At 73.2% G+C, this 11,978-nt stretch carries 10 protein-coding genes; 6 read left to right on the plus strand and 4 right to left on the minus strand.

Going from position 1 to position 11,978, the window contains the following annotated elements; all coding sequences use genetic code 11:
• Positions 1-63 precede the first annotated feature (63 nt).
• The 6 genes from AC069K_RS04475 (at position 64) to AC069K_RS04500 (ending at position 6,241) form a co-directional block, all read left to right on the plus strand.
• A complete protein-coding gene (locus AC069K_RS04475) occupies positions 64-555 on the plus strand; it encodes an Lrp/AsnC family transcriptional regulator (protein WP_188275329.1) in 492 nt (163 codons plus the stop codon).
• Positions 540-1,919: an aspartate aminotransferase family protein gene (locus tag AC069K_RS04480; RefSeq protein WP_365114307.1), complete on the plus strand. Its 1,380-nt coding sequence runs from the start codon at positions 540-542 to the stop codon at positions 1,917-1,919. Before AC069K_RS04475 ends, AC069K_RS04480 begins: the two co-directional genes overlap by 16 nt.
• Positions 1,920-2,117: 198 nt before the next feature.
• On the plus strand, positions 2,118-2,858 hold the full coding sequence (locus AC069K_RS04485; protein ID WP_478612077.1) for an ABC transporter ATP-binding protein: 741 nt from the start codon (positions 2,118-2,120) through the stop codon (positions 2,856-2,858).
• Complete coding sequence (locus AC069K_RS04490) at positions 2,840-3,991, plus strand: hypothetical protein (RefSeq protein ID WP_478612078.1); 1,152 nt, start codon at positions 2,840-2,842, stop codon at positions 3,989-3,991. Before AC069K_RS04485 ends, AC069K_RS04490 begins: the two co-directional genes overlap by 19 nt.
• A gap of 59 nt (positions 3,992-4,050) precedes the next feature.
• Positions 4,051-5,172 carry an LOG family protein gene (locus tag AC069K_RS04495; protein ID WP_365114301.1) on the plus strand — a complete coding sequence of 374 codons (1,122 nt, stop codon included), beginning with the start codon at positions 4,051-4,053 and terminating at the stop codon, positions 5,170-5,172.
• A gap of 142 nt (positions 5,173-5,314) precedes the next feature.
• Complete coding sequence (locus AC069K_RS04500) at positions 5,315-6,241, plus strand: hypothetical protein (protein ID WP_478612081.1); 927 nt, start codon at positions 5,315-5,317, stop codon at positions 6,239-6,241.
• 622 nt (positions 6,242-6,863) lie between these two features.
• On the opposite strand, the gene AC069K_RS04505 is transcribed toward AC069K_RS04500, so the two are convergent.
• The 4 genes from AC069K_RS04505 to rlmN all read right to left on the minus strand — a co-directional run bounded on the left by AC069K_RS04505 (position 6,864) and on the right by rlmN (position 11,972).
• A complete protein-coding gene (locus AC069K_RS04505) occupies positions 6,864-7,886 on the minus strand; it encodes an ABC transporter ATP-binding protein (protein WP_365107130.1) in 1,023 nt (340 codons plus the stop codon).
• Positions 7,886-9,496, minus strand: coding sequence for an ABC transporter permease (locus AC069K_RS04510; protein ID WP_478613267.1), 1,611 nt, complete (start codon positions 9,494-9,496; stop codon positions 7,886-7,888). The genes AC069K_RS04505 and AC069K_RS04510 overlap by 1 nt, the downstream gene beginning before the upstream one ends.
• Positions 9,497-9,549: 53 nt before the next feature.
• Entirely contained in the window at positions 9,550-10,647 is a 1,098-nt protein-coding gene (locus AC069K_RS04515) for a thiamine ABC transporter substrate-binding protein (protein ID WP_478612084.1), read from the minus strand.
• A 218-nt stretch (positions 10,648-10,865) separates the two neighbouring features.
• The gene (gene rlmN, locus AC069K_RS04520; RefSeq protein ID WP_101390413.1) at positions 10,866-11,972 is read right to left on the minus strand and encodes a dual-specificity RNA methyltransferase RlmN; all 1,107 of its coding nucleotides are present in this window, start codon (positions 11,970-11,972) and stop codon (positions 10,866-10,868) included.
• Positions 11,973-11,978 lie beyond the last annotated feature (6 nt).

Below are 11,978 nucleotides of genomic sequence, written 5' to 3' on the forward strand. Positions count from 1 at the left end.
GGAACAACGAATTTCATCGCTTTGGGGTTGCGGGACAGACGAGTCGAGGTGCACAGTGGCTCCGTGGCCAGTCGAAGCGCAGACCCCAGGACCGGAAACGGATCATCCCCGTCGATCGATGCCGTGTCCCTGGCGATCATCGAGCAGCTCCAGGAGGACGGGCGCCGCCCGTACGCCGCGATCGGCAAGGCCGTGGGCCTGTCCGAGGCGGCCGTGCGCCAGCGCGTGCAGAAACTCCTGGACCAGGGCGTGATGCAGATCGTCGCCGTCACCGACCCCCTCACCGTGGGGTTCCGGCGCCAGGCGATGGTCGGCATCAACGTCGAGGGCGACCTCGACCCCGTCGCGGACGCCCTGACGGCGATGGCCGAGTGCGAGTACGTGGTGATGACCGCGGGCTCCTTCGACCTCATGGTCGAGGTCGTCTGCGAGGACGACGACCACCTGCTGGACGTCATCAACAAGCGGATCCGCGCCCTCCCCGGCGTGCGCTCCACCGAGAGCTTCGTCTACCTCAAGTTGAAGAAGCAGACCTATATGTGGGGAACCCGATAGCCGTGAGCAAGGACCTGAGCCAGACCGCCTACGACCACCTGTGGATGCACTTCACCCGCATGTCGTCGTACGAGAACGCGCCCGTTCCCACCATCGTGCGGGGCGAGGGCACCTACATCTTCGACGACAAGGGCAAGAAGTACCTCGACGGTCTCTCCGGCCTCTTCGTCGTCAACGCCGGCCACGGCCGCCACGAGCTCGCCGAGACCGCCTACAAGCAGGCGCAGGAGCTGGCCTTCTTCCCGGTGTGGTCCTACGCCCACCCCAAGGCCGTCGAACTGGCCGAGCGCCTGGCGGACTACGCCCCGGGCGACCTCAACAAGGTCTTCTTCACCACCGGCGGCGGCGAGGCCGTCGAGACCGCGTGGAAGCTGGCGAAGCAGTACCACAAGCTCACCGGCAACCACACGAAGTACAAGGTCATCTCGCGCGCGGTCGCCTACCACGGCACCCCGCAGGGCGCCCTGTCCATCACCGGGCTGCCCGCGCTCAAGGCCCCCTTCGAGCCGCTGGTCCCCGGCGCGCACAAGGTGCCCAACACCAACATCTACCGCGCCTCGATCCACCAGGACGACCCCGAGGCCTTCGGCCGCTGGGCCGCCGACCAGATCGAGCAGGAGATCCTCTTCGAGGGCCCCGAGACGGTCGCGGCGGTCTTCCTGGAGCCCGTGCAGAACGCCGGCGGCTGCTTCCCGCCGCCGCCCGGCTACTTCCAGCGGGTGCGCGAGATCTGCGACAAGTACGACGTGCTGCTCGTCTCCGACGAGGTCATCTGCGCCTTCGGCCGCCTGGGCACGATGTTCGCCTGCGACAAGTTCGACTACGTACCGGACATGATCACCTGCGCCAAGGGCATGACCTCGGGCTACTCCCCCATCGGCGCCTGCATCATCTCCGACAGGATCGCGGAGCCCTTCTACAAGGGCGACAACACCTTCCTGCACGGCTACACCTTCGGCGGCCACCCCGTCTCCGCCGCCGTGGGCCTGGCCAACCTCGACATCTTCGAGCGCGAGGGCCTCAACCAGCACGTGCTCGACAACGAGGGCGCCTTCTTCGACACCCTCAAGAAGCTCCACGACCTGCCGATCGTCGGCGACGTGCGCGGCAACGGCTTCTTCTACGGCATCGAGCTGGTCAAGGACAAGCACACCAAGGAGTCCTTCAACGAGGAGGAGACCGAGCGCGTCCTGTACGGGTTCCTCTCCAAGGCGCTCTTCGAGAACGGCCTGTACTGCCGCGCCGACGACCGGGGCGACCCGGTGGTCCAGCTGGCCCCGCCGCTGATCTCCGACCAGAAGACGTTCGACGAGATCGAGGGCGTCCTGCGGCAGGTCCTCACCGAGGCCTGGACGAAGCTGTAGCCGTCCCGCGCCCTCCCGCGCGATTCGTCTGAACGCACCGGCCCGGTGGCCCCCATCCGAGTGAGATGGGCGCCGCCGGGCCGCGTGCTGTCGGGACCGGCGCGCACGAGTCCCTACGGTGCCCAGTGACCGATCGGCCCTGCCTTCGTTCCCCCGTACGGGGGAGCAGGCAATCTGATCTGAACCGAGGTGTACGCCATGGTGGCCCCGCCGGACAACGATGTGCTCTGGGGACGTTCCCTGCACCACTCCCACGGTGGCTCGCCCGCCCTGAGCGGGGTCTCCCTCGGCATCCGCGAAGGGGAGATCCTGGCGGTCGGGGGCCCGCGCGGCAGCGGCAAGACGACCCTGCTGCGCGCCCTGTCCGGCCAGCTCGTGCCCGACCAGGGCGAGGTGTGGTTCAACAGCACCCCCGTCCACACCATGGGAGCGCTCTCGCGCGAGCGGCTGCGGCGCGACCGGTTCGCCTGGATCGACCCCGAACCCACCCTGGTGCCCGAGCTCAACGCCTGGGAGAACGCGGCGCTGCCGCTGCTGCTGCGCGGCATCGCGCACCGCACCGCCAAGAAGGCCGCCCTGGAGTGGCTGGAGCGGCTCGACATCGGCGCCTGCGCGCGCCGCCGCCCGCACGCCCTGCCCACCACCCAGCGCCAGCGCGTCGCCATCGCCCGCGCCCTGGTCACCGCCCCCGCGGTGCTCTTCGCCGACGAGCCGACCGCCACCCTGCACCGCGCCGAGGGCGCCCAGGTGCTGCGCACCCTGACGGCCGCGGCCCGCTCGCACGGCATCACCACGGTCCTGGCCACGCACGACGCGGAGATCGCGGCCCGCCACGCCGACCGTACGGTGTGGCTGCTCGACGGCCGCCGGGTGACCGCGGCGGGACCCGCCGGCACCCCCGACCCGGAGGGCCGCGCCGCGTGCTCGCTCTCCGCCTAGCCCGGGGCACCCACCCGCTGGTCCTGCTGCGCCGCCTGCTGGTGGCCGCGGCCTCCGCGGGCGTCGGCTTCCTGCTCCTGTGCACCCTGGGGCACGCGGTGGCGCACCCCGGCGGCTCGGTGCTGCGGCTGCTGTGGTGCGCGGTGCCGCTCGCCGCCACCGTCCACTTCGCGGTCGCCGTGGCCCGTACGGACCCGAGCACCCGCCCCCGCCCCGGGCTCTCCGCGGTGGGCCTGGGCCCCGCACGGCTCACCGCGATCGCGGCGGCCTCCACGGCCGTGTCCTGCACCCTCGGCTCCACGGTCGCCCTCCTCGTCTATCTGCACCTGCGCGGCGACATCACCGGGCTGCCCTTCGACGGAGCGGCCGCCGGGCTGCTCGCCGCCGACCGGCCGCTGCCGCTGGCCGCCGCCCTCACCCTGCTGACCGTGCTGCCGGTGGCCGCGTCGGCGGCCGCCGGGCTCGCCCTGCGGCCGCGCAAGGAGGCGCCCCGCGCGCGCGGCAAGGAGCGGCCCCCCGCCTCCGTCCCCTCGGGGCTGCCCTGGGGCATCACCCTGATCACGGCGGGCCTGGCGATCGAGTCGTTCGCGAGCCGGGGCGGTCCGGGCTCCGCGATCCCCATGCCGGGCCACCCCGACAGCAGCCCCGCCGGAGTGCTGGCCGGCTGGATCCTCACCGCCCTCGGCCTCGCAGTCGCGGGCCCGGCCCTGACCCATCTGTGCGGCCGGCTGCTCCAGACCGCGCGGCCCGGGGCGGCCCGGCTGCTCGCGGGACGGGTCCTGATGGAGGAGGCGCGCCGCATCGGACGCCCGCTGGGCGTGGTGTGCGCGGTGGCGTCCGCCATGATCGCCGCCGGTTCGCTGTACGGCGACGCGGCGGGCCCGCGGCCCTTCGGCCCGCTCACCGGCCTGGGAGCGGCGCTGGTGACCAGCTGCTCGGTGGCGACGCTGCTGACGGCCGCGCTGGAGTCCAAGCACCTGCGCGGCGACACCACCGAGGCGCTGCTGCGCCTCGGCGCCCCGGCCAGGCTGCTGCGTGCCTCGGCCGCTCTGCGCGCGGCGGCGGTCGTGGCCCTGTTCGCCCCGGTGACCTGGGGCATCGCGGAACTCGCGGCCCTGCCCCTGACCGGCTGAACCGGGCCGTGCGGGCACCCGGCCGGTTTGCCGGCTCCGTGACGTTCTAGGGTGGCCCGATGGCCAGTGAAGACTTTCAGCGGGTGCCGAACGCACGGGACCGGGAGATCGAGTCCGTCGCCGAGTTCGACGAGGTGGCCGCGCGCGGCACGCTGGCCGGATACCGCCTCCAGTCCCTCGATCTGACCGACCGCACCACCGTGCTCCTGTCGGCCGACACCGCGGGCGCCGTCTTCCTCGGCTGCCGGATGGCCCCGGACGCCACCACCAAGGTCCGGGCCGACGGGGCACTGGTCTTCCCGCCCGTACCGGATCTGCCCTTCGATCCGTACCGGGGTCTGCTCTACACCCCCGACGAGCTGTTCGAGGACCTCGACAAGGGTTACGAGCACACGCCGGACGCCCGTTCGTACGCCTGGTTCCAGCGCACCAAGGCGGACGGCGACGTCTTCGCCTCCATGCTCCGCTCCATCCACGACGACTCCGTCTCGGACGCCCTGGACGAACTCCTGGCGGGGACGCGGGTGGTGGGCGTGATGGGCGGGCACGCGATGGGCCGGGGCTCCGACGCGTACGCGGGCGCGGCCCGGCTGGGGCGCACCCTGGCCCGGTCCGGCTTCACGGTGGCGACCGGGGGCGGGCCGGGCGCGATGGAGGCGGCGAACCTGGGCGCCTACACCGCCCCGTTCGCGGACGCCGTGCTCGGCGAGGCGCTGGAGCTGCTCGCCAAGGCGCCCTCGTTCGCGCCGTCGGTCTCGGACTGGGCGCGGGCCGCCTTCGAGGTGCGCGGGCGCCATCCCCGGGGCGGGCTTTCGGTCGGCATCCCCACCTGGTTCTACGGCCACGAGCCGCCGAACGCCTTCGCCGGCCACATCGCCAAGTACTTCGCCAACGCCACCCGCGAGGACGGCCTCCTGGCCCGCTCCAACGCGGGCGTGGTGTTCCTGCCGGGCGCGGCCGGAACCGTACAGGAGATCTTCGACAACGCGACCCCGAACTACTACGGCTCACGGGGCGGGCCGACGCCGATGGTGCTGGTGGACCGGGACCACTGGACGCGGCACCTGCCGGCGTGGCCGCTGCTGCGGGCGCTCGCCGAGGACCGCCCCATGGCCGCGCGGATCGCGCTGGTGGACTCGGTGGACGAGGCGGCCGCCGAGCTGGCGCGGCTGTCGGCCTGAGCGTCCCGGCCGCGGTACGGCATACGTCACACCGGGCGATGCGTCACACCGGGCAACGCGGGACGCCCCCGGCACGTCTGCCGCTGGGAAGCACGGGAGCGGGAACGCCGGCTCCCCCACACATCGGTGAACGGAGCTTTGGGTGCTGATCGGCCTACTGACCGCGATCGCGGCCTCGATCTGCTACGGCACGGGCTCGGTCCTGCAAGCCGTCGGGTCCCGGAAGTCCGCGCGCCGCGAGGCGGCGGAGACGGCCCGCACCCAGCACGGCGGCCCCAGCCTGTCGTCGACCGCGAAGGCGGCGATGACGTGGGAGTTCATGGCCGGCACGGTCCTGGACTTCGTGGGCTTCGCCCTGGGCGCGCTGGCGGCCCGCCTGCTGCCCCTCTTCCTCTCCCAGACGGTCATCAGCGCCAACCTGGTGATCACGGCGGTCCTCAGCGTGCGCCTGCTGGGCCTGCGGCTGAGCCGGGCGGAGTGGGGCTCGATCGCGTTGGTCTGCTCGGCCCTGGTGCTGCTGGCCACGGCGGCGGGCGCGGAGGGCGGCGGCCACACGTCCCCGGCCACGCACTGGTGGCTGCTGGTGGTGTCGGTGCTGCTGATGGCGGGCGGCGCGGTGGCGGTACGCCTGCTGGGCGCCCGCGCGGCGATCGCGGCGGGCCTGCTGTCGGGCCTGGGCTTCGGCGCGCTCGGCGTCGGCGTACGCGTCCTGAACGGCGTCGACCCCTTCGACGTGGGCCGTCTGCTCGCGGACCCCGCGCTGTACGCGATCGGGGTGGCCGGGGCGGGCGGGATGTACCTGCACACGGTGGCGCTCCAGATCGGCTCGGTCAACGGGGCGACGGCGGCGCTGGTGGTCGGCGAGACGGTCCTGCCGGGCGCGATCGGCGTGCTGTGGCTGGGCGACGCGTCACGGGCGGGGCTGGGGTGGCTGGCGGTGGCGGGGTTCGTGCTGGCGGTCGGGGGGGCGGTGGGGGTGGCGTGGTTCGGAACGGAGAGCGCACCCGTCGAGGAGGACCGGGAGGGAATCGCCCCCACCCCGCCCCTTCCCGAAACCCTCCGGGGGTGAGGGGGCACCGGGGCGCTGACTGGTCAGCCCCCCGGAACCCCTTCTGACCCCTTCGTCTGCGGCCCGGTGGGGGCTGGCCGCGCAGTTCCCCGCGCCCCTGGGGGTCCGGGGGTGAAGGGGCTCCCTGGGCTCGGGCTGGCCTGCGGACCGGCGGGCCGGGAGCGACTCCGGGCACGAGCGCTGAGGCAGCCCCCGGAACCCCTTCGTCTGCGACCCGGTGGGGGCTGAGCGCGCAGTTCCCCGCGCCCCTGGGGGTCCGGGGGTGAAGGGGCTCCCTGGGCTCGGGCTGGCCTGCGGACCGGCGGGGGCCGGGGGCGACTCCGGGTACGGGCGCCGAGGCGGCCCCCGGAACCCCTTCGTCTGCGGGCCGGTGGGGGCTGGGCGCGCAGTTCCCCGCGCCCCTGGGGTAACTCCTGGCGCGGCACCATCAGCCCCTCCGGCGTTTGAGGAGCGGGGTCCGGGGCGGAGCCCCGCAGCCCACCGGGCCGCGCCGGGGCACGGGCGGAGTCCGAGGCGGGGTGCAGGGGCCGCAGGCCCCGCCGGGGGGCCGGGGGCGTAGCCCCCGGAAAACCCCTTCGCCCCCACCCGCCCCCGGAGGGTTTAGGGAAGGGGCGGGGAGGGGCTAATCGCCCCCCAGTACCACCGTCTCCGCCCCGGCGAACCCCACCCCCACCAACTCCCCCACCCCCGGCGCCTCCCGCACCCCGCACTCCGCCTCCAGCGGCGGCCCGGAGCGCGGGCGCAGGCGCAGCGCCACATGGCCGCCCCGGAACGTACGGGACTCCACCTCGCAGCTGAGCCCCTGCTCCGCCGGGAGCAGCAGGACGCCCCCGGGCCGCACCAGGAGCCGTACCGCGCCCTGCGCCGAGCCGGCCGGCACCGCCACCTTGCCCCAGGGCGTGGCGGCCGCCTCCCCCGACACCGTCGCCTCCACCACGTTCTCGAACCCCAGGAAGCGCGCCACGAACTCCGAGGCCGGCCGCTGCCAGACCTCCAGCGGCGTACCGCTCTGCGCGATCCGCCCGTCCCGCATCACCACCACCCGGTCCGCGAGCGCGAACGCCTCGCCCTGGTCGTGCGTGACGGCCAGCACGGTCGTCCCCAACCGGCCGAACAGCGCCCGCAGTTCGACGACGAGCCGCTCCCGCAGCGTACGGTCGAGCTGGCCCAGCGGCTCGTCGAGCATCAGCAGCCGGGGTTCGGGGGCCAGCGCCCGGGCGAGGGCGACGCGCTGCTGCTCGCCGCCGGAGAGCGAGCCGACCGCGCGCCGCCCGGCGCCCGGCAGCCCGACGAGCTCCAGCAGTTCCGCGACCCGCTCGTCCCGCCTCCCGCGCGCCACTCCGCGCATCCGCAGTCCGAAGGCCACGTTCCCGGCGACGTCCCGCTGCGGGAACAGCTGGTGGTCCTGGAACATCAGGCCGAGCCCCCGCCGGTGCACGGGCACCGCGGTCTGGTCCGCGCCGTCGAGCAGGACCCGCCCCGCGTCGGCGGGCTGGAGACCGGCCACCACGCGCAGCAGCGTGGACTTGCCGCTGCCGCTGGGTCCGAGGACGCACACCGTCTCGTGGTCGGCGACCTCCAGGTCGACCGCGTCGAGCGCGGCCCGCTCGCCGAACCGGACCGTCACCCCGTCGAGCCTCAGCATCAGAATTCTCCGGTCCGGTCGGTGCGTACGCGTTCGAGGAGCAGCAGGGACACCGCGCACACCACCATCAGGATGGTGCTCAGCGCCATGGCCTGCCCGTAGTTGAGGTCTCCGGCCCGGCCGAGCAGGCGGGCCACCGCGACCGGCAGGGTGGGGCGGTCGGGGCGGGCGATGAAGACGGTCGCGCCGAACTCCCCGAGCGAGACGGCGAAGGCGAACCCGGCGGCGATCAGCAGCGCCCGCCGCACCAGCGGCAGGTCCACCTCCCGCCACACCCGCCACGGGGACGCGCCGAGCACGGCGGCGGCCTCGCGCAGCCGTCCGTCGACCGCGCGCAGCACGGGAAGCATGGTCCGTACGACGAACGGCACGCCGACCAGTGCCTGGGCCAGCGGCACCAGGATCCAGGAGGTGCGCAGGTCCAGCGGCGGCTGGTCCAGGGTGATCAGGAAGCCGAAGCCGACGGTGACGGCGGAGACGCCGAGCGGCAGCATCAGCAGCGCGTCGAAGCCGCGGACGAGGCGGCCGCCGCGCCGGGTGAGGGCCGCGGCGGCGAGCCCTCCGACGGCCACGGCGATGCCGGTGGCGGCCAGTGCGTACTGCACCGAGTTCCCCACGGCCTCCAGCGGCGGCACGAGGAAGGTGCCGCCCTCGCCGACGGTCTGGAGCGAGCGGAAGTAGCCGAAGCCGTAGCCGTCGGGGGTGTCCAGGGAGCGGGCGACGAGCACGCCGAGCGGCAGCAGGATCAGCAGGGCCACCACGGCGAGCACCGCCGCGAGCAGCGTCCACTGGGCCGCGCCGCGCGGGCGGCGGGCGGTGTGCGCGGGGTCGACGAGCTTCAGGGCGCTCTCGCGCCGCCGTACGGTCCAGGCGTGCACGGCGAGGACCGCGCCGACCGCGGCGAACTGGACGAGGGTGAGGACGGCGGCGGTCGGCAGGTCGAGGAGGTCGGCGGTCTGGCGGTAGATCTCCACTTCGAGGGTGGAGAAGGTGGGGCCGCCGAGGATCTGGACGACGCCGAAGGAGGTGAAGGTGAAGAGGAAGACCATCAGGGCGGCCGCGGCGACGGCGGGCCCGAGGGCGGGCAGGGTCACCGTGCGCCACGCCGCGAACCGGGAGGCTCCCAGGACCCGGGCGGCCTCCTCCTGGCGCGGGTCGAGCTGGGCCCACAGGCCGCCGACCGTCCGGACGACGACGGCGTAGTTGAAGAAGACGTGGGCGAGCAGGATCGCCCACACGGTGGTGTCCAGCCGTACGCCCCACAGCTCGTCCAGCAGCCCGCCGCGGCCGAGCAGGGCGAGGAAGGCGGTGCCGACGACGACGGTGGGCAGCACGAAGGGGACGGTGACCACGGCCCGCAGCAGCTGGCGGCCGGGGAAGTCCAGGCGGGCGAAGACGTAGGCGCCGGGCAGCGCGATCAGCAGGGTGAGGGCGGTGGAGGCGAGCGCCTGCCAGGTGGTGAACCACAGCACCTGCCCGATGTCGGGTTCGGTGATCACCTCGCCGATCCGGCCGAGCTGCCAGACGCCGTCGACGCGCAGCCCGCGGCCGACGATCGCGGCCACGGGCCAGGCGAAGAAGAGCCCGAAGAACGCGAGCGGCAGGGCCATCAGGCCGAGCCGCACCGCGTGCGCGCGCGCCTTCCCGGCCCGGGGCGCGCGGCTTACTTCAGCACGAGCGAGGACCACGTCTTGACCCACTGCTCACGGTTCTTGGAGATCTTCTCCGGAGCGACGTCGTGCGTCTCGGTGACCTTGGCGCCGAACCGGGTGAACAGCTCGGGCAGCGCGGCGTCCTTCAGGACCGGGTTCACGAACATGGTGAGCGGCATGTCCTCCTGGAACTTCTTGGAGATCAGGAAGTCCAGGAGCGCCTTGCCGCCCGCCTCGTTCCTGGCGCCCTTGAGCAGTCCGGCGAACTCGGTCTGGCGGAAGCAGGTGCCGGTGGCGACGCCGGTGGGGGCCTCGGTGGGCTGCGGCTTGGCGTAGAGGACCTCGACGGGCGGGCTGGAGGCGTAGGAGACGACCAGCGGGCGGTCGCCCTTGGCCTTGCGGCCGCCAGCGGAACCGGAGAAGTCCTGGTTGTAGGCCTGCTCCCAGCCGTCGACGACCTTGACGCCGTTGTCCTTGAGCTTCTTCCAGTAGTCCTGCCAGCCCTCGTCGCCGTACTGGGCGGCGCTGCCGAGCAGGAAGCCGAGGCCGGGCGAGGAGGTCGCCGCGTTCTCGGTGACCAGCAGGTCCTTGTACGCGGGCTTGATCAGGTCGGCGAAGGTGCTCGGCGGAGCCAGCTTCTTGTCCGCGAAGTACTTCTTGTCATAGTTGACGCAGATGTCGCCGGTGTCGACCGGGGTGACGCGGTGCTTGTCCTTGTCGAGCTGGACGGCCGCGGGGACGGCGGCGAGGCCCTTCGCCTCGTACGGGGTGAAGATCCCGTGGTCGAGGGCGCGCGAGAGCAGGGTGTTGTCGACGCCGAAGAACACGTCGCCGCGCGGGGAGCCCTTGGTGAGGATCTCCTGGTTGAGGGCCGCGCCCGCGTCGCCGCTCTTGAGGACCTTGACCGTGTAGCCGGTCCTGGCGGTGAACTCCTTGAGCACCGCGTCGGAGGCGGCGAACGAGTCGTGGCTGACCAGGGTGACGGTCTTGGACTGGGTGGAGCCGCCGGTCTTGGTGCCGTCGTCGTCCTTGCCGCCGCACGCGGCGAGCGTGCTGACGCCGAGGGCGGCGGCGAGCGCGGCGGCCGCCATCTTCTTCGTACTGCGCATGGTGGTGATTCCTCCTGGAGTGACCAGGAAGAGACGCGGCCCCGCCCGCCGGGCGGCGGCGAGCGGGGCGCAACAGCTTGAGTGATGACCGAACTTCCTACCCAGAATGACCTGGGCGAGGTTCAGAGGGTCTGCGACCTGACGGTGTCGCACTCTCAGCGCTGTGGCGCTCCCCTGTCGGAATACAGATGTCGAGCTCTGCGGTTTTCGGGCTCAGACTACCTCTCGGACGCGGCGAGCTGTCCGCACGCTCCGTCGATCTCCTGGCCACGGGTGTCCCGGACGGTGACGGGCACCCCGTGGGCCGCGATGGCCTCGACGAACGCCTTCTCGTCCTCGGGGCGCGAGGCGGTCCACTTCGAGCCCGGCGTCGGGTTCAGCGGGATCAGGTTGACGTGGACGCGCTTGCCCTTGAGGAGGCGGCCGAGCAGGTCACCGCGCCAGGCCTGGTCGTTGATGTCGCGGATCAGCGCGTACTCGATCGAGATGCGGCGGCCGGACTTCTCCGCGTACTCCCACGCCGCGTCCAGGACCTCGCGGACCTTCCAGCGGGTGTTGACGGGCACGAGCGTGTCGCGCAGCTCGTCGTCCGGCGCGTGCAGCGAGACGGCGAGGCGGCACTTGAAGCCCTCGTCGGCGAAGCGGTGCATGGCGGGGACCAGGCCGACGGTGGAGACGGTGATGCCGCGCTGGGACAGGCCCAGGCCGTCGGGCTCGGGGTCGGTGAGGCGGCGGATGGCGCCGACGACCCGCTTGTAGTTGGCGAGCGGCTCGCCCATGCCCATGAAGACGATGTTCGACAGCCGGGCGGGGCCGCCGGGGACCTCGCCGTCGCGCAGCGCGCGCATGCCGTCGACGATCTGGTGCACGATCTCGGCGGTCGACAGGTTGCGGTCCAGGCCCGCCTGGCCGGTCGCGCAGAACGGGCAGTTCATGCCGCAGCCGGCCTGCGAGGAGATGCACATGGTCACCCGGTCGGGGTAGCGCATCAGGACCGACTCCACCAGCGTCCCGTCGTGCAGGCGCCACAGCGTCTTGCGGGTGGTGTCGTCGTCGCACGAGATGTGCCGCACGACCGACATCAGGTCCGGCAGCAGCTCCTCCTGGAGGCGGGTGCGCGCCGCCGCGGGGATGTCCGTCCACTGGGCCGGGTCGTGCGCGTACCGCGCGAAGTAGTGCTGCGAGAGCTGCTTGGCGCGGAACGGCTTCTCGCCGATCGCGGCGACAGCCTCTTTCCGCTCGGCGGGCGAGAGGTCGGCGAGGTGCCGCGGCGGCTTCTTGGCTCCGCGGGGGGCGACGAAAGTGAGTTCTCCGGGCTTCGGCATGGTCCC

It is taken from the genome of Streptomyces sp. NPDC043908 (assembly GCF_056435525.1).

Excerpts from the sequence above, each read along its gene's own strand:
- AC069K_RS04510 (WP_478613267.1), bottom strand. The coding sequence starts at position 9,496 with ATGGCCCTGCCGCTCGCGTTCTTCGGGCTCTTCTTCGCCTGGCCCGTG.
- AC069K_RS04485 (WP_478612077.1), top strand. The coding sequence starts at position 2,118 with ATGGTGGCCCCGCCGGACAACGATGTGCTCTGGGGACGTTCCCTGCAC.
- rlmN (WP_101390413.1), bottom strand. The coding sequence starts at position 11,972 with ATGCCGAAGCCCGGAGAACTCACTTTCGTCGCCCCCCGCGGAGCCAAG.
- AC069K_RS04515 (WP_478612084.1), bottom strand. The coding sequence starts at position 10,647 with ATGCGCAGTACGAAGAAGATGGCGGCCGCCGCGCTCGCCGCCGCCCTC.
- AC069K_RS04495 (WP_365114301.1), top strand. The coding sequence starts at position 4,051 with ATGGCCAGTGAAGACTTTCAGCGGGTGCCGAACGCACGGGACCGGGAG.
- AC069K_RS04505 (WP_365107130.1), bottom strand. The coding sequence starts at position 7,886 with ATGCTGAGGCTCGACGGGGTGACGGTCCGGTTCGGCGAGCGGGCCGCG.